This window comes from Streptomyces sp. JNUCC 64 (assembly GCF_054484115.1).
Map to the genome: position 1 here is coordinate 25081 of NZ_CM137015.1, position 20886 is coordinate 45966.

Annotated in this window: 16 protein-coding genes; 8 read left to right on the plus strand and 8 right to left on the minus strand. The window is 69.8% G+C overall.

Annotated features, from left to right (window positions below):
- Positions 1–48: 48 nt before the first annotated feature.
- Genes ACVWNX_RS00095 through ACVWNX_RS00115 form a run of 5 tightly spaced genes read right to left on the minus strand, consistent with a single transcriptional unit; the run spans position 49 to position 5248 of the window.
- On the minus strand, positions 49–1413 hold the full coding sequence (locus ACVWNX_RS00095; protein ID WP_454411762.1) for an AAA domain-containing protein: 1365 nt from the start codon (positions 1411–1413) through the stop codon (positions 49–51).
- Positions 1410–2912, minus strand: a complete 1503-nt coding sequence (locus ACVWNX_RS00100; RefSeq protein ID WP_454411763.1) for a hypothetical protein — start codon at positions 2910–2912, stop codon at positions 1410–1412. The genes ACVWNX_RS00095 and ACVWNX_RS00100 overlap by 4 nt, the downstream gene beginning before the upstream one ends.
- Positions 2909–4051, minus strand: a complete 1143-nt coding sequence (locus tag ACVWNX_RS00105; RefSeq protein WP_454411764.1) for a hypothetical protein — start codon at positions 4049–4051, stop codon at positions 2909–2911. The genes ACVWNX_RS00100 and ACVWNX_RS00105 overlap by 4 nt, the downstream gene beginning before the upstream one ends.
- 50 nt (positions 4052–4101) lie before the next feature.
- On the minus strand, positions 4102–4908 hold the full coding sequence (locus ACVWNX_RS00110; protein ID WP_454411765.1) for a hypothetical protein: 807 nt from the start codon (positions 4906–4908) through the stop codon (positions 4102–4104).
- A gap of 49 nt (positions 4909–4957) precedes the next feature.
- Positions 4958–5248 (minus strand): hypothetical protein, encoded by a 291-nt coding sequence (locus ACVWNX_RS00115; protein WP_454411766.1) that lies wholly within the window; start codon positions 5246–5248, stop codon positions 4958–4960.
- 125 nt (positions 5249–5373) lie between these two features.
- Here ACVWNX_RS00115 and ACVWNX_RS00120 point away from each other — a divergent pair, with 125 nt between their 5' ends.
- The 8 genes from ACVWNX_RS00120 to ACVWNX_RS00155 all read left to right on the plus strand — a co-directional run bounded on the left by ACVWNX_RS00120 (position 5374) and on the right by ACVWNX_RS00155 (position 15603).
- Positions 5374–6618, plus strand: a complete 1245-nt coding sequence (locus ACVWNX_RS00120; RefSeq protein WP_454411767.1) for a metallophosphoesterase family protein — start codon at positions 5374–5376, stop codon at positions 6616–6618.
- Positions 6615–9827, plus strand: coding sequence for an AAA family ATPase (locus ACVWNX_RS00125; RefSeq protein ID WP_454411768.1), 3213 nt, complete (start codon positions 6615–6617; stop codon positions 9825–9827). The genes ACVWNX_RS00120 and ACVWNX_RS00125 overlap by 4 nt, the downstream gene beginning before the upstream one ends.
- Positions 9828–10326: 499 nt before the next feature.
- Positions 10327–11922: a Mu transposase C-terminal domain-containing protein gene (locus ACVWNX_RS00130; RefSeq protein ID WP_454411769.1), complete on the plus strand. Its 1596-nt coding sequence runs from the start codon at positions 10327–10329 to the stop codon at positions 11920–11922.
- Entirely contained in the window at positions 11919–12692 is a 774-nt protein-coding gene (locus ACVWNX_RS00135) for an AAA family ATPase (protein ID WP_454411770.1), read from the plus strand. The genes ACVWNX_RS00130 and ACVWNX_RS00135 overlap by 4 nt, the downstream gene beginning before the upstream one ends.
- A gap of 130 nt (positions 12693–12822) precedes the next feature.
- Complete coding sequence (locus ACVWNX_RS00140; RefSeq protein ID WP_454411771.1) at positions 12823–13590, plus strand: hypothetical protein; 768 nt, start codon at positions 12823–12825, stop codon at positions 13588–13590.
- Positions 13591–13595: 5 nt separating this feature from the next.
- Positions 13596–14395, plus strand: a protein-coding gene (locus ACVWNX_RS00145) for an IS5 family transposase (RefSeq protein WP_454415023.1) whose coding sequence is annotated in 2 segments (ribosomal slippage) — positions 13596–13944 and positions 13944–14395 — 801 coding nt in all. Because the reading frame shifts where the segments join, the coding sequence is not laid out codon by codon here.
- Between the two features lie 73 nt (positions 14396–14468).
- Positions 14469–15286 (plus strand): IS5 family transposase gene (locus tag ACVWNX_RS00150; RefSeq protein ID WP_454411772.1). Its coding sequence is split into 2 segments (ribosomal slippage): positions 14469–14826 and positions 14826–15286, totalling 819 coding nucleotides; the frame shifts between segments, so codons are not numbered across the junction.
- The gene (locus ACVWNX_RS00155; RefSeq protein ID WP_454411773.1) at positions 15280–15603 is read left to right on the plus strand and encodes a hypothetical protein; all 324 of its coding nucleotides are present in this window, start codon (positions 15280–15282) and stop codon (positions 15601–15603) included. Before ACVWNX_RS00150 ends, ACVWNX_RS00155 begins: the two co-directional genes overlap by 7 nt.
- A gap of 150 nt (positions 15604–15753) precedes the next feature.
- On the opposite strand, the gene ACVWNX_RS00160 is transcribed toward ACVWNX_RS00155, so the two are convergent.
- The 3 genes from ACVWNX_RS00160 to ACVWNX_RS00170 are packed head-to-tail and all read right to left on the minus strand — an operon-like array spanning position 15754 to position 20883.
- Positions 15754–17172 carry a Wadjet anti-phage system protein JetD domain-containing protein gene (locus tag ACVWNX_RS00160; RefSeq protein ID WP_454411774.1) on the minus strand — a complete coding sequence of 473 codons (1419 nt, stop codon included), beginning with the start codon at positions 17170–17172 and terminating at the stop codon, positions 15754–15756.
- Positions 17165–20236 (minus strand): coiled-coil domain-containing protein, encoded by a 3072-nt coding sequence (locus ACVWNX_RS00165; protein ID WP_454411775.1) that lies wholly within the window; start codon positions 20234–20236, stop codon positions 17165–17167. Before ACVWNX_RS00165 ends, ACVWNX_RS00160 begins: the two co-directional genes overlap by 8 nt.
- Complete coding sequence (locus ACVWNX_RS00170; protein WP_346011188.1) at positions 20233–20883, minus strand: hypothetical protein; 651 nt, start codon at positions 20881–20883, stop codon at positions 20233–20235. The genes ACVWNX_RS00165 and ACVWNX_RS00170 overlap by 4 nt, the downstream gene beginning before the upstream one ends.
- Positions 20884–20886 lie beyond the last annotated feature (3 nt).

Below are 20886 nucleotides of genomic sequence, written 5' to 3' on the forward strand. Positions count from 1 at the left end.
CGCTCCCATCAACCCGCCTTCATGTGGCAGGCGTGCGCGGCGACCTACTCATCCGCGCCGGCGACGGGGCTGTGCCTGAGCGTAGATGGTGTGCTGGGTCAGGTGGGCGAGGACTGCGTGATTAGCCTCCCAGCCGTCGGCGACCTTGGAGGCGGCTCCGGGGTGTGCGGGGTCGTTGGAGGGGTGGGCGTCGAGGAGTTCGGCGATGCCGGCGCGGGCCACGACGATGCAGGCGTGGCGGTGTCGTGAGGTGAGGACGCACAGGCGGCCGGCTTCCAGGTGGAAGGCGGAGGCGTCGCCGCGGCCGGAGAGGGGGTGCAGGACGATGGTGACGCGGAATTCGCAGCCTTGGAGCCGGTTGGCGGTGTCGACGGTGACGCCGTGCAGTTGGGAGTAGTGGCGGGCCAGGAGCGCGCGGATGTCGTGGGCCTGGCTGCGGTGGGCGGTGCCGATGGCGATGTCACCGGGCTGCAGGGCGTGGCCTTCGGGGTTTGCCTCGCAGGTGGTGATGGCGCGTCGGGTCAGCAGCCGGTCGGCGATGCCGAGAGTGGTGTGGAAGGCTTCGGCGTCGTGCTGGCCGGTGATGCGGGCCGGTAGTTCGAACAGTGCCCATCCGGTCCGGGCGGCGTGTTCGATGACCTCGTCGGTGGGGGTGCGGATGTCGAGAGGGGAGAACGTGAGGGTGCGGTCGGCTTCACTGCTTCCGGCGTGGAAGGTCGTGGAGGGGTAGAAGGCGTTGCTGATCGGGGGGACGGCTGAGGGCGGCAGGCGCCAGGACACGGGCAGGGAGTGGACGGGCAGGTCGCGGTTGTTGGCGAGCAGGACGGCGACCGCGCTGTTCATGGGGTCGTGGGACAGGCCGTGGAAGCGGTCGGTTGCGACCTCGGAAAAGGGGTCGAGTTGGCCGGGGTCTCCGACGAAGAGGGCCCGTTCGAAGATGCCGGCGGTCCACAAAAGCGTGTCGGAGCGCATCTGGTAGGCCTCGTCGATGATCGCCCATGGCCATCGGCGGTCGGTGACCGTGGCCCATTTCATGGCGGTTCCCACGATGACGTCGGCCGTCTTTTCGAGGGCTTCGATGCGGGTGCCGATGCGGGTGCCGGGATGTGCCTGCACGTCGTGCGGGACTGTGTAATCCGTTGCGGTGAGCCGGGCGGTTCTCAAGTGCGGGTGGTGCCGGGCGAATCGCCGCACGAGGTGGTCGACCTGGCTGTTGGTCTGGGCGATGACGGGGCAGGGGGTGCTGGATTGCGCGAGGGTGTCGGCGGCTCGGGCGACCAGGGTGGATTTGCCGGCGCCGGGCGGGGAGTCCACGACGAGTCCGCGGTGGGTGAGCGTGGGCAGTTGCTCCAGGACGGCGCGGGCGGCCTGGTCCATCTGCTGCTGCGGCGACGGCCGGTGAGGCGGTGTCACTGTTCTTCCTCGCCCTCGTCCTCGTTGCTGTGGTCCGGCTGGTCGGCGGGTGGCCCGCCGTGGGTCCAGGGTGTCTGCTCTCGTGCGGGGAATTCGGGCATCCGGTAGGGGGCGGGTGCGATGGTGAAGACGAGGAAGGCGCCGGCGTCGGGAAGGACGGCGTGGTTGGGGCGGTCCATGGTGCCCATGCCGGCGGTGATCTCAAGTTCGACGAGAGTGTCGCCGTCGGCCGGGGTGACGTCGCAGATCTTGTAGCGGGCGCTGCGGTAGGTGTGGCAGGCCAGGAGCTGACCGAGTTCCATCAGCACGGGGTCCGGGGTGGACACGGTGAGCCGGGGCCGCCATTGGGTACGTCCACTGGGGCCGCGCAGGGTGTGTTCCGCGTCGATGGTGGTGACGGTGCCGCCGAAGGCTTTGCCGGTGGTGCGCAGTTCTGCCCGTACGAAGGGGTCGTCGGCGGTGCGTTCGGCGGCGAAGGCGACGGCTGCGTGTTCCATGCGGGCCAGGCGGACGGCGGCGGCAATGGCATTCTCGCGGGCCGGACGGGGGCGTCCGTCCTGGGTCAGGTAGGTGCATTCGTCGGTGAATACGGTGCGTTCGTGGTCCCAGCGGCGTGCAGTGCTCTTGGCTTCGGGGAGGGCCTGCAGGAGCGTGTAGGCCTGCCACATCAAATCCCAGGTGGGCTGCAGGTAGGTGGCCAGCAGACGGTCGAGTTCTTGCAGGGTACGGGTCTGCTCGTGGTCCAGGGCCCGGCGCCGGGCGCGGGCATAGGCGTCGAACAGGGGCGCCAGGTGGTCGTTGTCGAAGGGGGCGTCGGTGGCTGGTCCCGCCGGGCGGTGGGTGGCCGGGTCTTCTGCCTCCAGTGCGGCGTCGCGTCCCGAGGCTGCGTGGCGGGGCGGGTCGATCCAGGCCAGCAGGGTGGCCAGGTCCTCGTCCTCGAGGGGGCTTTGGCCGCTGATCCAGTGCATGCCGAGGAAACTGGTCATGGGGATGAGGGCGGCTGAGCCGGGGAGGTCGGCGCGGTCGGTGAGATAGGTGAGCCAGTGTCCCAGGCACTGGACGGCCCGGGAGCCGGGAGCCTGGTCGTCGACGCTGCGGAACCTCAGGTCGTCTCCGAGGTCTTTCAGGTGCTGCACGGTCTGGGGGTTGGGGACGAGGATCTGGGGGGCGTCGGTGTAGCGCCAGCGTGCCGGCTTGTTGTTGGTGGCGGGCAGGTGTTCGCGGTGCCGCTGGCAGGCGTTGATGTAGGCGGTGACCGTGTCTGCCAGGGCGGCGAGCATGGGGGCGGTGCTGCCCGAGGGCGGCGCGACCAGGAGCTGGGGGCGGTGCGGGTCGGTGCCCAGCATGACGGCCAGCGGTCGTGCGGCGGGGCCGGTTTGCTTCAGCGCCAGCAGCATCAGCGGCTGGTCGCTGAGGTGGAGGTGGCGCAGTTGGCTGGCGCGTTGGGCGTTGCCGGTGTGGGCGGCGCGCATCCGAAGGAGGGAGGTGAGCTGGATCATGCGGTGTCCGTGTGGAGGTCTGCGTGGATGCGCTGTGCGTGGCGCAGGGCCTGGGTGGTGTCTTGCTGGTCCCGTGAGGGGTGCATGCGTCCGTCGGTGAGGTCCAGGGCTTTGGCGATGGTGTCGATTCCCGCGAGGTCGTCGCGGACTGCGGTGCCCAGGGCAGCGGTCCTGCCCTGGTTGAGGGCCTCGGTGCGGCAGTGAAAGGCCAGGTCGCAGTGGTGGCGGCAGCCAGGGGTGTAGTGCGGCCGCACGGTGACGAGTGCGGCAACGAGTTCACCGCGGGGCCGGGTCGGTCTCTGGTCGGGGCCGGGTGCCAGGTCGAAGGTGGTGCCCGGGGGAAGGTTGTCCAGCAGTTCGGGCAGGCGCCTCAGCCTGCCGAGGTGGCGGCTCAGGTTCTTGATCTGCTTGTGCGCGCTGAAGGGCGTGGCGGTGGGGTGGCGGGTGAAGTTGCGCGGGTTGACCAGGATCACGGTGTCGGAGACACGGTCTGGCGGGAGGCCGTCGCCGGCGAGGAGTTCCCGCAGAGCCAGGACGTAGGCGGCGGCCTGGGTCAGTGCTGCGGTGGCCTTGACGGGGTGGGGCTGTCCGTGGATGACGGGGAAGGATTTGATCTCGACGACGTGGAAGACCCCGTCGAGCTGGAAGGCGATGACGTCGGGCTCGAGGTAGACCTGGTGGCCGGCGACGGTCAGACGCAGTACGGGGTGGTCGAGCAGGGTGCGGGGCTTCGACCTGCGGTGCGCTGCGCTGAGGATGAGGGAGCGGGTGCGGGCGTGGCGTAGTTGCGGGGAAGACTTGTCGTCATCGCTGCCGACGCTGTTGACGTCCTCGTAGGACACCTCGGGCAGGGTCAGGCCCAGGGCTTTGCGGAGCAGCGGCACCAGGGGGGCTCCGGCCTGGGCGGTGACCTTGCGTTCGAAGGCGATGCCGTAGTCGAGGGCGAGCTGGGATTTTCTCAGCGGCCGCGGGAGGTCCAGATGGGCGGCGAGAGCGTCTTTGTCGATGCCGGCCGCGTCCAGCAGGGAGCGGCGGTCGCAGCTCGGGTTGGCGGTCAGCGCCGCCAGGGTGCGTGCGTTGTGCGGGATGGGCGGGGCGGTTCCGCGCAATGCGCCCAGTCGTGCGTCGAGCGAGCTCACTGTTTTCCTTGGCGGGACAGGGCACAGCCGTGCTGGTTGCAGGGATGGGTTTACGAAGTACGGCGCAGGCGGGCGGTGTTGCGCAGGATATTGCCGAAGATCTGCTCCGCGTCGCCGAGTTGCTGGCGTGCCCGCTGGGCCGCTTCGGCGCGGGTGTCGGCGTCGTCGTCGGCGTGGATCGCCAGTTCCGCTGCGGCGGCCCGGCGCAGCGCGTCCAGGTCGAGCGGGCCCCGGGGGGTGTCGCCGTGGATGTTGCGGCTGTAGTGCAGCAGGAGCTGTTGGACGGGCTGCGGCATCCCGGCCTCGCCGGCGAGGTGTTCGGCGGCGTCCGCGAGCCGCAGGGCCGATGTGAGGAAGTGGACGCGCTGGGTGAGCGGTCCCACCAGGCGCTGCTCCAGTGGCCAGGTGCTCAGGGCGAGCAGCGCGCGGGCCGGTGAGAGCAGGTCGGAGGTCAGCGCGGGGCAGATGTAGTAGGCGCGGCCGTAGGGGGCGGAGCGGAAGGAGCGTTCCTCGTCGCGGCGCAGGGTGGTCATGCGTGCCGTGTTCAGCGGGCTGGAGAAGAACGCCTGGTGGACCTGGCTGAGCAGTTTGGGCGAGGCGGGGACGGTGAGGAGGGCCAGCGCCTGGTGGACCTGGTCGCGTACGGGCACGCCCTGGTTCGGCTCAACGACTGCCAGCGCGGGCTCGGGCCGGGTCTCTGGCTGGACCTCCGGCTGGGCCACCTCCGGGACATCGCTGAGCCCGCACAGCACATTCCAGGCCTGCCGGGTGCGTGTCAGCTCCTCACCCAGGACGTTCACTTGGGCGTTGTCCTGTTGTGTGAGCGCCTGCCGGAGCGCCTCTTGCAGCTGTTGCATGCGCTTCTCGAGTGCGACCAGATGCTCGTCCATGCCCGCATGCTAGCAGTCACTCGGGGCTTCCAGTTTTACTCCAGGTATTTGCGAAGAGCGGCATGTGAGGGGCCCGGTCGCGCAGGGGTGCGTCCCGGTGGGGTTCGGTGACCGTCGGCGCGGACTCCGGCCGGACCTCGTCCGGGGCGCCACTGAGCCCGCACAGAACATCCCAGGCACGTTGAGCGCGTGTCAATTCCGCACCCAGAAGGCGTACTTGGCAAGTATCGTGTTGCGTGAGCGCCTGCCGGACCGCCTCCTGCAGTTGCTGCATGCGCCCCTCGAGAGCGATCAGATGCTCGTCCATGCCGGGATGCTAGCAGTCACTCGGGACGCCCAGTTTTGCTCCAGTTATTTTGGTGTACAGTCCCGGGCTCATAAGGCACCACCGGTGCCCTCCTACGCCTCGCTTCCAGAAGGGCGCATGAAGGCATGAGCAGACTGCTCCACACCTCCGACTGGCATCTGGGCCACATCCTGCACGGGCATCCACGCGACGAGGACTTCGACGCCGTCCTTGCCGAGATCGTGGCCATCGCCCGGGAGAGCCAGCCGGACCTGATCGTCCACAGCGGCGATCTGTTCCACTCCTCCCGTCCCACCGTCCGGGACATGTTCCGCGCCCTGCGCGCCCTGCGCGAACTCGCCGCCATCGCCCCCACCGTGGTCGTGGCCGGCAACCACGACTCCCCCCACTACCTGGAGTTCCTCCACTTCATGACCGGTCCCTCCTGCGGCCGGGGCCTGTTCTTCGTCGACCGGCTCCGCCCGGCACACGACGGGGGCGTGATGACCTTCGAGGCCTGCGGCGGTGAGCAGCGCATCCGGCTGGCTGTCCTGCCCTTCGTGCACCCGAACCGGTTCTGGCGGCGCGATTCCACCTCCGGCACGTCGTATGCCGACTACGCCGAGGCGATGCGCGGCCTGCAGGGGGAACTGACGGAGGCCTTGCACGAGGGGTACGACCCCGACCGGGACATTCTGCTGTTCACGGCCCACGTGTTCGTCAAAGGCGCCAGGACCTCCCCGAGCGAACGGGCTGTGGACGAGGCCTTCGAGACCCCTCCCGAAGATCTTCCGGTGGTGTCGTACGCCGCTCTCGGACACATCCACCGCCCGCAGGCCATCGAGGGCCTGAAGTTCGCCGCCCGCTACGCGGGCAGCCCGCTGGCCATGGACTTCGGTGAAGCCGACGAGACCAAGAGCGTCGTGATCGTCGACGCCGACCCGGGGCGGCCGGTGCGGGTGCTGCCGCGCCGACTCTCCACCGGCCGGCGGCTGACCCACTTCACCGGAACCCTCGAGGAACTGAAGGCCGCGGCCGACCAGTACGACGGGACCTTCCTCAAACCGGTGATCACCGGCGAGGAGCCCGACGGGCTCCTCAGCCAGAAGATCGCCGAGATCGTCCCGAACGCGATCCTCATCAACCCGGCCCCGGCCCGGGAAGATGCCGCCGGCGCCGTCCTGGACGGTGACCTGGGCGATGAGCCGGAACTCCCCGACGCGTTCCGGGCCTACCTGGCCCGTGAGGGAGTGGACGCAGATGCCGCGGAGTCGACCGTCACCGCCTTCCTCCACCTGCTCAACGAACTCGACGACGAGACGCTGACCCCGGTCCCGGCCGAGGAACAGCTGCGCGCCGCGCTGGCAAATCCCTGGAAGGAGGCGTCGTGAAGCCCTTGCGGCTCACCCTCACGGGCGTGCGCAGCTACGCCGGCACCTGCAGCATCGACTTCACCGGCAAGCGCCTGCTCGCCATCCTGGGCAACACCGGCGTGGGCAAGTCCACCATCCTCGAGGCGATCATCTTCGCCCTGTACGGGACGTGTTCGTGGTCCAAGGACCCCAAGGCCGCCTACGAGCTGATCGGCAAGGGATGCCCCAGCATGGACGTGGCGTTCGAGTTCTCGGCGAACGGCCGCGAGTGGAGTGTGCGCCGCACCCTGCATGCGGAAGGCAAGAAGGGGCCTCAGGCCGTGCTTGAGCCCCTGGCCGACGACAGCGCCGACTTGCGGGTCGACGGCAAGTCCGCGGTGACGCAGGCGGTGACCCGGATCATCGGGCTGGACTGGGACGGCTTTGTCAGCACGGTCCTGCTGCGCCAGGGGAAGTTCGACGCCCTCCTCAAGGCCCCCAGGGCCATGCGTGCCGACATCCTGCGGCACATCTTCGGCATCAACGAGCTCGAGCGTGTACGCAAACGGGCCGGCGGGCGACTGGAGCGCCTGAATACGCAGATCACCGAGGGAACCAGGGCCCGCGCGCTTCTCCTGCCGGATCCTCATGCTGCCGCTTCCCAGGCGCTGCTGGATCTGGAACGCACCCGGGGTATCGCGGCCCGCCGGCGCGAGCGACTGGATGCGCTGCGCGCGGCCCAGAGCCGGGCCGTCGAGCACAAGCACCGCAAGACGGGCTTGGACAAAGCGGCGCGGCTGCTGCGTGAGCGCGCTGTTGCGGATTCGAGCATCACGATGGCCGCGCTGGCGCGGAAGAAGAGGGAACTCGATGCCGAGGCAGCAGAGCAGGAGACCACCGGACGCGACTTGGCCGCGAAGCTGGAGGCGGCGCAGGGCGCGCTGGATACGGCCGCACAGGCCGGTGACACGCTCCGCTCCCTGTCCAGCGCGTTCGCTGTCCTGTCCCGCCTGCCGGAGCGTGCAGCCGGCCTCGACGCCGTCGAACAGCGGCTGAAGCAGGAGCAGCTTCAGCACGACGAGCACGAACAGGAGCACACGCAGGCACGACAGGAACTGGAAGAGCACGAGCAGCGCAACGCGGCCCTCGTCGAGGCCGCCGGCCGGGCCGAGCGCATGGTGAGCGAGGCGCGCACGCACACCGACCAGGTCCAGGAGGCCGTCCGGGCAGCGCTGCAGGAGGCCAACGCCGCGGCCGGGCATCTGCAGACACAGCGCACGACGCTCGAGACGGTGGAGGAACAGCGCGGCCACAGCGCCGGCCTGGAGAGCGAGCTGAAGAAGCTGCGCGGCGCTCTGGAAGCGGCCCAGGACGACCTCGCAGCGCTGCAGCGCAGGGAGGCGGCCCACGCGGCGGGTGCCGGTCTGGCGCCCGGGGACGCCTGCACGGTGTGCACCCAGCCCGTCCCCAGCGGCTTCGCTCCCCCGCCGCTGTTGGACGGCAAGGCACTTACTCAGGCCAAACGCAAGGTCACCACACGCTCGAACGCCGTCGAAGCGGCGGTGGAGGCCAAGGCTGAAGCGGCCGCCCAGCTGAAGGGAACCGAGCGGAAGGTCGAAAAGCACCGCCGCGGACACCTGGCCGCCCGCGAGCGCATGGACGCGGCGCTGCTCCAGGTGCAGGAGCTGGTGGATGCGGTACACCCGGCCGGTGCTCCCGCCACGGCCACCGCCCTGGACGCGCTGGGCCGGCAGACGACGGCTCAGGCGCATGCCCTCGCCGAGGGCGAACCAGTAGGCCGGGCGCAGATCACCCGTGCGGTCAAAGCACTTACCCAGCCGCTGCGCGACGCAGAGGGTGAGGCCCTCGCGGCCCACACAAGCGCCCAGGCGCAGTTGGGGGCGGCGCAGGCCGAGAACGAGGCGGCCCGGGCCGAGCTCAAGCGTCAGCGCGGCCGCCTGCAGCGTGAACGCAAACGGCTGGACAAGACCCGGCTGCAGTACGAGACCGAGCTGGCGAGTGTGCTGACGGAGGTCAGCGAACTGCCGCCCTCCATCCACCCCGCCCAGCCCTCCCCATCACAACTGCCCTCCCTGCAGGACATCGCCTCCGCTAAGGAGGCGGCCGGCCAGCGCCTCGAACGGCTCGAGCAAAGGACACTGGAGCGTGACGACGCCCAGAAGGCCCTCACGCTGCACAGCGAAAACCTGCAGGCCCTGGACGCACGCCGCCGGCGCACCGTCGAGACCCCCACACGCAAGCTCATCAAACAGCTGGAGCGCTGGGCGGACATGGCCAACGATGCCACAGGTCTTCTCGAGGCCGAGGCGTCCCCCGACCTGCCTCCCGTTCCGGACGCAGGCGACCTGGCCGCCGTCGACACCTACTGCATGGCCCTCGCCTCGCTGCATCAGCGTCTGACCGGCACTCTCGGGCAGGCCGCTCAGCACGCCGACGACGAGGTCCGCGCATTCGAGAAGGAGCTGATCCGCCAAGCCGGCGCCACCGCCGACGAGACGGACTCGGACCCCGGCTTCCCGGTGCCCGAGAAGAGCGACCTGCTCGCCCCCGCCGTCCTCGACCCGCTCAGCCGCAAGACCATCCAAGCCGAAGGCGCGCACGAGACGGCCAAGGCCGATCTGCGCACCGCACAGTCCCAAATCCCCTACGCCGACGCGCTGGGCACCGCCCTCGAAGCCGCCAGCCGGCAGGCCGCGGTGTGGAAGAGCGTGAGCGACCAGCTCACCGACGGGAAGTTCCTCACCTATCTCACCGATCAGCGCACCCATGCGCTGGTCAGGCACGGCAGCAGGATCCTCCGGCAGATCTCCATGGGTGACTACGCATTCACCGATGACTTCCAGATCCTTGAACGCGCCACCAATCACGCGCGCGACCCGGAGACCCTCTCCGGCGGAGAGACCTTCCAGAGCTCCCTCGCGCTGGCGCTGGCGCTCGTCGAACTCCACAACACCAGCCACAACAAGCTGGAAAGCCTGTTCCTGGACGAAGGTTTCGGCTCTCTGGACAACATCCGCCTGGGCGACACCCTCGCCGTCCTGAGCGACAGCGTGGCCCAGGACAAGAGGGTCATCCTCATCAGCCACCTGTTCCCGGTGGCCGAGGTCGTCGACAACGTCCTACTCATCAACAAAACCGGCCAGGGCTCCACGGCCGCCTGGCTCACACCGCAACAACGCACCGCAGCCATCCACGACGGGATCCAGCGCCTGCTGGAAAACACCTGAGCAGTACCAAACCGGCCACCACAGTCGCCGAGGAGCCCATCTCCCAGTCCCCGAACAGCCTCTTCGGGCGCCGGTGGCTCCGCGTTGCGGTGACCGGCAGGCCCGGTACTTCCTTCCCGGCGCATCACAGGGCGCCCCTGCATGCCTGCGGCCGGCGCTGACAAGAACTGGCTCAGCGCCGACCGCAGCCGTCCACCCGACGGCGCCGCAGCAGGGCGGCCGGGCCGGGTCCTCCCCGGTATCCCGGCGCACGAGTGCTCCTCGGGCAGCCGGGCTGTGAGGAACACGCCCCCCCCTTCCTGGCGAAGGTGCTGATGCTCGCACCCGGCGCTGGCTGACGGCTGGGCCGTGCCCGCCTCCCCTGGCATGACGCCGCCTCACAGCCCTGGCGACGGCCCAGGGGCCGCCCGCACCGTCCTGCCCGGACACCGCCAACGCCGCGCGGAAGCGCGGCACTTGTGGCCTTTCGCGCTTCGTATCCATTTAAGGAGCAGACCGCATGAATGACTCTTCTGCCGGCACGCAGGGTGCCGGCAAAGCGGTGTTCACCGCCCGCTCGGGGCGGCTGGCCGCGCTGCCGCGGTTGCTGTCGCTGGACCAGAGCGGCGGGCTGACCAGCGCACACGTGAAGCTGGTCGCCACGGCCGTGGGCCGCTCGGAGCGGGCGGTGTGGCGGTGGGTCGCCACCGCGCGCGCCACCGGCCACGTCGACGCGGCATCCCGGACACGGTTCAGCGTCACCCCCGAAATCCGGCGGCTGCTGGTGCTGTGGGGAGGCAACGCCTCCGCCGTCCACCGGGAGCTCAAGCAGCGGGCCCTGGACGATCCCCGCATGCCTGCGGCCCCGTCACTGTCGACGATCCACCGGGCGCTGCGCCGGGACCTGACGCCCGGGGAGCGGGCCGGGCTCGCCAAGGGGGAGGCCGCCCGGCGGGCCTTCGACGTGTTCGCACAGCGTCCTCCCGCGCACCGCAACGCCGCCTGGGAGGGCGACCACAAGTGTGTGCCCGTGCGGGTGCTGCTCGAGGACCAGCTCGTGCAGCCCTGGGTGACCTGGTTCATCGACTGCCACACCAAAGTCATCACGGGGGTGGCTGTGACGCCCCATGCACCCAGCGCGGATGCGGTGCTGGCGGCCCTGCGGATGGCCCTGGACCGTACCGAGCCCTTCGGGCCGGCCGGCGGCCTGCCGGGCCTGATCCGGGTGGACCGCGGCAAGGAGTTCCTGTGTGCCACCGTGGCCTCGGCCCTGGGCGCCTTCGCCGTGCCCGTCGTCGATCTTCCCGCCTACAGCCCGCATCTGAAGGGCACCATCGAAGCGCTCAACGGCGCGGTCGAGGACATGCTGTTCGTCTCCATGCCGCGCTACGTGCACCGGCAGACGCTCACCGGCGGGCGTACCGCGGATCCGGTCGAGCCCGCGCTCTCCTTCGAGGCGTTCGTGGAACTGCTGCTGAAGTGGGTGCACTGGTGGAACACCGAGCACCAGCCCAGGGCGCTGGGCGGCCGTACCCCGATGCAGGCGTGGTCGTGCGATCCCACTCCCCTGCATGACGTTCCCGCCGAACAGCTGGCCCATTTCGGGCTCGAGGACGACGGCCGCACCCGCACCATCACCACGCAGGGCGTGCGGTGGCGCAACCGCCACTACATCGCCCCCTGGATGGTCGGCCAGGCCGGTGTCCGTGTCGTGGTGCGCCACCTGCCCCACCACGACCTGACCATCGAGGTCTTCGGCCTGGACGGCGTACACCTGGGCAGCGCCATTCTGGCCAAGGCGGCCAGCGAGGAGCAGGTCCGTAAGGTCCGCTGCGCCCGAACCGCGAAGGCGCGGCGGCTTCGCGCGGACATGAAGGCCGCGGCACGGCTGCGCCGCGAGCGCTTCGAGGCCGTCACCACCGCCACCCCGCCCGAGCGTCTGGGTGCGCTGACCGAGGCGGAGGCCGAGGCAGAACTTGCCGACTCGGCTGCCACGGACCTGCGGCGGGCCGATCCCGGCTACATCCCGCACCAGCCCGTCCCGGACGGCTGGGCCCGCCCGATCCCACCGGCCGCGGACGAGCCGGAGGACGACACCCCTGAGGAGAACGCGTGAGCGGTGACATGGACTACGGCAGGCTGCCCGCAGAGGACGAGGACCACTTCCACCGCCTCGATGCGCACCTGGTGGCCACCGACGCGCTCATGACGACCCTGGACGACGTCCAGGCGACGATCGATGCCAAGGCCATGATGGTCGTCTACGGAGCGGCCGGATACGGCAAGACGATGTCGGTGAACTCGGCGCTGCGCAAGATCGCCCCCGACAACACCTACCGCCTGGAGCTGCGCTCGGGGCCGACCCCCCGCGACATCCGCCACGGACTGTTTCACGCCCTGGGGCTGCCCGGGGAACCGCCGACCCGGCCGATCGAATTCGACACGCTCCTGAAGGAGACGCTGTCGCAGACGTTCCGGGTGCTGGTGTGCGACGAGGCCCAGTGGATGGGCCGCAGTTCGTTCGAGTACTGGCGCCACCTGTGGGACGACCGCAACACCGACATCGCGGTGATCTTCGCCGGCGGCGATGGCTGCTACAAGGTCCTCAAGCGTGAACCGATGCTGGCGTCACGGATCTTCATCTGGCAGAAGTTCACGCGCATGCCCGAGGCCGAAGTCGTCGGCACGCTGCCGGCGTTCCACCCCCTGTGGACCGGGGTGGACCCGCAGATGATCCGCAACATCGACCGGGCCGCGGCCCACGGCAACTTCCGCAACTGGGCCACCATCACCAAGCACATGCTCAACGGCATGAAAAAGAAGGGGCTGACCGAGGTCAAGCAGGGCCTCGTCAACTGGGTGTACAGCAAGCTCGGCGGCATGTAGCAACGCCCACGCAGGCGCGGCGGCCCGGCAAGCCCGGGCCGCCGCCGGCAACCGTGCGCCGTACGGACCGGCCTGGCGCCTGGCGGTCCGGGGCGGTGTGGCGGCGCGCGGCCGGGAGAGGGTTGTGGCAGTGGCGTACAGCGACGTGACGATCGTGGTGGACGAGCGGGATGACCTGTTCTACACGCGGGCGGCGCTGCAGGCCCACCGTCCCGGGGAAGGCCGCATCACCGTGCAGCCGACGCCGGCCAGCGCAAGTCCGGCCGCGCTGGCGCACGACATGCTGTATGCGCTGGGCAAGCGGCTGGCCCCCGGGCCCGACTCCCCCGATGTGTGGCTGGACTCGGTGAACGCTGCCTGGCTCGCCGCGGCTGCCTGGGGCGTCGCAATGGGGGTGCGGCACGTTGTGGTCCCCCGGGCCCATCTGCTGACCATTCGGCGCATCGACCAACTGCTCGCCTGGCGCGAGTCGACGGGGGCTCAGCTGACGCTGCTGTGGCAGAAGGCCCCGCGCGGACTGCCGCCGGCGCTGGCCCGCGTGGAGCGCCGCATCAGCGGCCGGACCCAGTTCAAGGCGCTCCTCGCCGAGCCGGGACCGATACCCGCGCGCCCCTCCTTCCCTCCCGCTCCCCCGGCGATCACGGGAGCGGCGGCGACGGCTACGGGGCAGTCACCCACCCCGCAGCCGCGCGGGACCAGGGCCGCGTCGACGAGGCCCGGGCGGCGGGCTCACCCTTGCGCCGGTGCGTTGGCCACGGCGCAGCTGGACCAGGCCGCCCCTGCCATCGAGATCGCGTCCGAGGAGGCCGCCGCTCTGGCCGCTCTCGCGCACCCGCTCATCGCCGGAGCTCTAAGACATCGTTTCTGTTGGCTTGATCGTTCGTTGAACTGTGTGTGACGGATCTGGTTGAGCGTTTGGTGCCGGATGAGTTGTGGGTGCTGTTCCGGCGAGTGGTGCCGCCGACGGAGAACAGGCGCCCGCAGGGCGGGGGCAAGCGGCGGGCCGGTGACCGCGAGGCCTTGGCGGCGATCGTCTTCGTGGCCACATCCGGCTGCACGTGGCGGCAGTTGCCCCCGGTGTTCGGCCCGTGCTGGCAGACGGTGTACCGCCGCTTCGCCCAGTGGAGCCGGGACCGTGTCTGGGCCCGGCTCCACCGCGTGATCCTGGACGAACTCGGCGCCCGCGGAGAGCTGGACTGGTCGCGGTGCGCGATCGACTCCGTGAGTGTCCGGGCCGCAAAAGGGGGCCACTGACCGGACCGAATCCGACCGACCGTGGCAAGCTCGGATCGAAGATCCACCTGATCACCGACCGGAACGGACTGCCCCTGTCGCTGGGCATCTCGGCCGCGAACATGCACGACAGCCTCGGCCTGATGCCCCTCGTGCGCGGCATCCCGCCCATCCGCTCCCGCCGCGGACCACGACGGCGCCGCCCGGCCAAGCTCCACGGCGACAAGGGTTACGACTACGCCCACCTGCGCCGATGGCTCCGCGGCAGAGGCATCCGCCACCGCATCGCCCGCAAGGGCATTGAGTCCTCCCAGCGCCTGGGCCGCCACCGCTGGGTAGTCGAACGCACGGTGTCGTGGCTGGCCGGCTGCCGACGACTCCACCGCCGCTACGAACGCAAGCCCGAGCACTTCCTCGCCTTCGTCGGCATAGCCGCAGCCCTCATCTGCCACCGCAGACTTACCAACTGAAACAACGTCTAAGAGGTCCTAACAGAAGCTGTTGATCATGTGACTGTCGGCTTGGCTGCTCGTTGGTCCGTTCGTGGCGAAGAGGAACTCCCGGCCGTGGATCGTGTCGGACGAACTGTGGTTGCTGATCGTGCCGTTGTTGCCAGTCCCGGCGCCGAAGCTGGTGGTAGGGCGGCCTCGGGTGCCTGACCGGCAGGCTCTGTGCGGGATCCTGTTCGTGCTCCATACCGGGATCCAGTGGGAGTACCTGCCCCAGGAGCTCGGCTTCGGCTCCGGCATGACGTGCTGGCGGCGGCTTGCCGCCTGGAACGAGGCCGGTGTCTGGGACCGGCTGCACCTGGTCCTGCTCAAGAAGCTGCGCTCGGCCAGGCAGCTCGACTGGTCGCGGGCGGTGATCGACTCCAGCCATGTCCGGGCCGCTCGACGCGGCCCAAAAGCGGGCCCAGCCCGGTCGACCGCGCACGGCCGGGCAGCAAGCACCACGTCCTCGTCGACGGGCAGGGCATCCCGCTCGCCGTGTCGCTGACCGGCGGGAACCGTAACGACGTCACCCAGCTGATGCCCTTGCTGGCGAAGATCCCGTCCGTCGCGGGCCTGGTCGGCCGGCCCAGGCGACGGCCGGATACGCTGCTGGCCGACCGCGGCTACGACCACGACAAATACCGCCGTCTTGTCCGGTCCCAGGGCATCAAACCGGTCATCGCCCGTCGCGGCGTCCCACACGGCTCCGGCCTCGGCGTTTACCGCTGGGTCGTTGAACGCACCATCGCCTGGCTGCACGGCTTCCGACGCTTACGCGTCCGCTGGGAACGACGTGACGACATCCACGAAGCCTTCCTCGGCCTCGCCACCTGCCTCATCACCCACCGACACGTCCAACGCCTTTGTTAGGACCTCTAAGCGTACTGGCCTTCACACGGGCCGGTCTGGGCAGCCTGCGCTTCACCCGCGACCTCGACATCTCCGGTGACGTCTGCGTCATCAAGCTCCACGGGGTCGGCCATCGGCACTGCCCTTTGCATGCCGTGCCTGCCTGGGCACGCCCGCTGCTGGCCGGGGCCCGCGCCCACCACCGTCTGATGGCCTGCTCGCCCAGGGAGAGCGTGTTCTCCCCTGTCATGCTGGCCGAAGCCCGGCATCTGCGCGCGCACGCCGGACGTCTGCCTCAACTCGACTTGTCCCTGCTCGCTGGCATCCTCGTCCCTTGAGCCGTGCGCAGCGAGGCACTCGCCCTGCGCCAAAGACGCGGCAGGGTGTTGATGCCGTGTTCGCAGCAGGCCACCGGCTGGAGCAGGAAGGCTGGAGCCGGGCACGCCCGGCCCGAACCGACCTGCTGGCCGCTGCCCGCTTCTGGGAGGTCAGGAGCTGCCGGACACGTGCACGGCTTTTAGCAGACCGGGGAGTGCGGGGAGGACTTCGTCGTAGAGCGTCTCCTGTTCGCAGCCGTGCCCGTCGGTCCGGGCGATCTCTTCGGCCAGGTCGCGCAGGGCCTCGATGCCGTCGCACGCCAGCTGGGCGGCGAGCTTGCGGTTCTCCTTCAGTTTCGTGGGCTCCTGGCGGTACTTGGTGCCGCCCCGGTAGAGGTCGACGGTCATCGCGACGGGTGTGACGGGCCGCCCGATGCGGTCGGCGAGGTTGCCGATGATGCGGATGCCGTGGGCGTCGAGGTCGCCCCATGCCGCGAGGGGCAGGCCGTCGAGGCCGCGGAGGAATTCGGCCAGGCCGTCGGTCGCATAGCCCTTGCCCCAGATGCACAGCCAGGTGTCGGCGATCTCCGGGATCTTGCAGACCTGTTCGAAGGTGTCCTCGTTCTCGACCAGGAAGACGCCTCGGGCGTCGCAGGAGATCATGCCGAGGGCGCGGACACCGCGGGCGGGAAGCGCGAGCCAGGGGCGGCAGGCTGCCGCGTCGGCGATAACGGTACCGACGCGCCACTGCAGGGGGCCGCGGATGCGTAGTTCGGTGTCGGCCTTGTCGACGGCCTGATCGAAGGGGATGCCGATCAGGTTGGAGAAGGCCTGCTGCCGGGCGGGGGTCCAGGCGCTCTTGGTGTCGCGCAGGCTGCGTCCGGCGAGCTCCTTCGCGGTGATCTTGCGTGGTGCGCCTTGAGCGGGCCACCAGAGGCCGGCGGCCCGGATGGCGATCTCGTATACGCGCCAGTCCTCGGCCCTGGTGGCGGTGCCTTCGGGGATCTTCAGGACCCGGCCGGGCGGCGTCGTGGCCAGCAGAGCGTGCTCATGGGCGAGCTCAGGGATGCCGGACATGATGTCGAGGAGCTCGCGGTGCAGGTCCTCAGGATGCTGGCGGCCCTGGAGTTCGGCGAGTTTGTCCTCGGCGAGTTCGGCCCATGACCGGGTCAGGGTCCATGAGCGCGGACTGTAGCCGGTGGCGTTGACGACGTCGCAGCGCAGGATGACGGCGCCACAGCGGATGAGGTCGGCCACGATCTGCCAGGCGTTGTCGCCGAGGTCGGCCTGGATGGTGGGCCAGCGTTTGGCGGTCTTGGTCTGCAGGACTTTGATCAGTTGTCGGGTAGTCAGGGTGGGTGGCGGGTCGTAGGGGCTGACGGGGTGGTCGGCGACAAGGTCGACCTGCCGGGGGCTGACGCGTCGTCGGCGGTCTCGGGGGACGCGCACGTGGATGGTGTCGTCGCTATCCTTGGTGATCCGCGGCAGTGTGACGGCTGTGATGCCCGGCGGCAGGTTGCGCAGGGGAACGGTCTCGCGGCCGTGTGCCTCGCCGATGAGGAGAGGAGGTCGGGGAGTGAGGTCAGGCATGGGCGCGTCCCGCGGTGATCCAGTCTTCGGTGAGTTGGGTGCGGGCGCCGTTGCTGTCGAAGGCCCATGCGCTGGTGGGCTGGTTGATGATGTCGGCTGCTGATGCGTGGACGAACCACAGCAGTTCCCCACAGACGTCGGCGGCGTCGGCGAGGACGCTGTCCTGGCAGGTGCCGAGGATGGTCAGGTGCTGGTCGCGTGCGACGTCGCGTAGGGCAGCGAGCATGTCCTTGCGGTTGACTTCTCCGAGGCTGTTGCCGAGTTCGTCCAGGATCAGGACTCTGCCCTGGGTGTGAGAGTCGGCCAGGAGCGCCGCGAGGACGAGCAGGATGGCGTGCACCTTGACCTGGGCGCTGTTGGCGTTTTCTCGGTAGGAGACGTATCCGCCGCTGCGGGAGCGTTTCCATCGTGGGATGACCTGCCACTGCCAGTCCCCGGCGCCCTGGGGACGGATGCTGATGTGCTCGAGTTTGGCTCCGTGGCCGTCGCTGCGCAGGTCGAGGTCGTGGAATGCGGCGCTGATCTGAGCGAAGAGGCCGTCGAGGTGCTTTTCGATCATGTCCTGGAGGGTTTCCAGGTTGCGGGCGCTGGTGGTGACGCCATCGGTGAGTTCTGCGATGGCCTGCTGCCGGGCGTGCTGGTCGTGGGTGATGCGCGCTGCGGCGACCTCGTCTTGGTCCCGATGGCCGGCGAGGCGGTTGTCCAGCGGGGCTGCTACGTCGGCGAAGGTGAGGGAGGGGAGGCCGGCGGGATCGGTGTCGGCGAAGGACTGCATCATTTCCTGGCCCGTGCGGAGGTCTTGGCTGACGTCCGCGCCTGAGGTGCCGTCAACGCCGTAGTGCTCGTAGGCCCGGCGCAGTTGGTCTTCCGATTGTCGGCGCAGGGCTGCCGGCCGGGAGGAACGGGTCTGGTCCGATGTCTGGTCCAGGAGGCGGGTGGCGTCTTCGAGGGTTGCGCCCCACTGTTGCTGCCACTGGGCGGCGGCGACCTGCTCGCGCTGGCGTTCGAAGGCGGCCAGGTTGCGCTGGCGTTCCTTGAGCGCCTTGCTGGCCGCTTCCAGGGTGAGCTTTGCGCTGGTGAGGAGCTGCTTGTGGGAGGCGTGCCGGGCCACGGCCTCCTGCCAGACCTGCTGGAACTCCTGCTCGTCGCGAGCGGCGTTGGCGGAGCGGCTGGCAAGGTCGTCGATCTTGGCCTGGAGGTCGTTCTCCTGGGTGCCAAGGTGTGCGAGTTCTTCAGCCGCCTGGGCGGCTGCGTGCAGGGTCTGGGCCAGGGTGAGGGCAGCGGTGGCCGCGGTCATGGCTTCGGTGGCCTCGGTGCAGGCTTGTTCTGCGGCTGCGAGGTTGGCGCGGGCCTGTCGGAGTTGGGCTTTGCGTCCGGCCAGGGCGGTGGGGAAGCCGCCCGTCACGGTCAGCGCCAGTGCCTGGTCGCGGACGGCCAAGCCGTCGGACGAGGGAATCAGGCTCTGTTGGAGGGTGGCGAGGAAGCGGGTCACGTTCAGGGTGCTGTGAATGCCCTCGGGCAGGGCTTTCTGCCCGGTGTCGGAGGAGATGATCTGGGCGCCGGGCAGAGCGGCATGCAGCAGGCGCCGGGCTGTGTCTTCGTGCTCGGGTTCGACGACGATCGCGTCCTGCCAGGGGGCAAGGCGCGGTTCCCACTCCGGGCGTACACCCTCGTCTACGTTGAGCTGGTCGAGCAGGCCGTGCGCACGGATGCGGTGTTCGCCCAGCAGATCGATGGCGCGGCCGGCTTGACCGCTGCGGCCCTGCTCGACGTCGTGCAGGTGGGTGCGGGCATGGGTGAGGGCGCTCTCGGCCTCGTCGCATTGCAGCTCTGCCTTGGCGTGCTCGCGTTGGCGTTGGTCCAGGCGGGCGGCAGTGGCGGTGCAGTCGCTGCCGTCCCAGCCCTGCGCCGCGGGCAGCAGGGTGGCCCGCCGGTTCCGCAGCATCGCCTGTTGCGTAGTCAACTCCGTCATTTTCCTGGACAGTTCGCCGACAAGTTGTCGTGCGTCGGACCATGCCTGGTGGGCTGCGCCTTTTTGGGTGGCGAGTTCTTCGGCGGACCCGAGCAAGTTCAGACGGTCCTCGGCGTCCTGCACGAGGACCGCGGCTTTCTCGGCGGCCTGCTGCTCTTCCTCCATGAGCGCGGCAACGCGCTGGTCACTGTGGTGGGCGTCGCGGTAGGAGGCCGCGAGGTAGCGGTGCCATGCCTCGTGGCCGCGCTGGAGGGCGAGGCGGGCGGTCTCGCGGGCGCGCACACCGCTCATCACCTGTTCTTCGGCGAGCAGTGCCTGGGTGTGCTCGGCCTGAGCCTTCTCGAGGCTGATCCGATGCTGCAGGGCCTGGCCGCGCAGGTCGTCTTCCTCCTCCAGCAGGGGGGTCATGCCTGACAGGGCGATCAGGGACCGGCCGATGTCTTGGGGTTCCATCTCGGTCAGCTGCTGGCTGAGCAGTGAGGGCACGGGCGGGCGCAGGGCGGTGTCGAGGTAGGTGAGGCAGCGCGGGGCGGTGCCGTAGAGCTTCTCGGCCATGGCGCGGGCGGACAGGAGCTGGCGGGTGCCCAGTTCGCGCCACAGGGCGTCGGCCTGGATGCTGCGCTCGTGATCGGTGGGGGCGTCGGCGACGTGCAGGCCTTCGGTCCAGTTGGCCTGCAGGTAGGGGGTGGTGGTCGCGATGCGGACCCATACGGTCAGGGGGTTCGCGGCCGGTTCGTCGGGGTGGGCGAAGACGCCGACGATGTAGCCGTGGGTGACAGGGGAAGCCTGGTGAGCCTGGTCGACGCCTGCTGCGTCGGGGCGGAACAGGATGCCGCTGGCGTGCCGACCCCCGTTGGTCTCCAGGCGCCACTGCGGATCGGCCAGCAGCAGGGAGACCGCGATGAGGAAGCTGGTCTTGCCGGAGCCGTTCGAGTCGTCTTTGGGGCCGAGACCGGAGACGGCGATGAAGGTCTCCGGGATGATCGGGACGGCGTGTGCCGTGAGCCGGGCGATGTCGAAGGCCTGGACAGCGATGAGCTGGCGGTCGCCGACGATGCCCCGGGACGGGTCGGAGGTGGGCGGGGTGGTCATGATCTGTCGTGCTCCTCGTGATCAAGAGCAGTGGCCGTCGGCGCGGTGGGGTGGGCGCGGCGCCGGCGGATCGATTCGGAGAGAGCGCTGTCGGGATCGGCGAGCAGGATCAGCTGTTCGAACAGTTCGGCGCCCACAGCCGCCGTCAGCCGCAGAAACTGGTGGCCCAGGACGTAGCCCGTTCTGGTCCGCCGGACCAGGTCGGCGTCGGTGAGGCGCTGCAGCGCGCTGGTGAGAACGACGTCGGACACCTGGCAGCCCTTGAGCTGGTCCCTGGGCACGGGGGTGCCCTGGGTCCACAGCTGCTCGGGCAGGGCGGTGCCGGACGCTCGGGGAATGGCGACGCTGAACAGAAGGATCAAGGTGAGGACGGCGCGGTCGTCTCGCGGCAGGACTCCGATTCCTTCGTGCGCCAGACGTTGTCTGATCTCGTCGGTGTAACCGGAGAGGTAGCCGCCGCCGACCGCGAGCAGGGTGCGTCCGGATGCGGCCAGAACCTGTTCCACCACGATGCGCAGCGGGATCTCGGCGAGGGCACGGAAGTGGAGGGACGGTACGGGGATCACGGCGGTCTCCACGGCGCAGACCGCCGCTCGGACGTCGGCCCGCCGGTTGTGGGACAGGGCTTGCAGTGCCGGTACGTCCACGGG

Coding starts and splice junctions, on each gene's coding strand:
- ACVWNX_RS00100 (WP_454411763.1), bottom strand. CDS start 2,912: ATGATCCAGCTCACCTCCCTCCTTCGGATGCGCGCCGCCCACACCGGC.
- ACVWNX_RS00110 (WP_454411765.1), bottom strand. CDS start 4,908: ATGCAACAGCTGCAAGAGGCGCTCCGGCAGGCGCTCACACAACAGGAC.
- ACVWNX_RS00115 (WP_454411766.1), bottom strand. CDS start 5,248: ATGGACGAGCATCTGATCGCTCTCGAGGGGCGCATGCAGCAACTGCAG.
- ACVWNX_RS00120 (WP_454411767.1), top strand. CDS start 5,374: ATGAGCAGACTGCTCCACACCTCCGACTGGCATCTGGGCCACATCCTG.
- ACVWNX_RS00130 (WP_454411769.1), top strand. CDS start 10,327: ATGAATGACTCTTCTGCCGGCACGCAGGGTGCCGGCAAAGCGGTGTTC.
- ACVWNX_RS00160 (WP_454411774.1), bottom strand. CDS start 17,172: ATGCCTGACCTCACTCCCCGACCTCCTCTCCTCATCGGCGAGGCACAC.
- ACVWNX_RS00165 (WP_454411775.1), bottom strand. CDS start 20,236: ATGACCACCCCGCCCACCTCCGACCCGTCCCGGGGCATCGTCGGCGAC.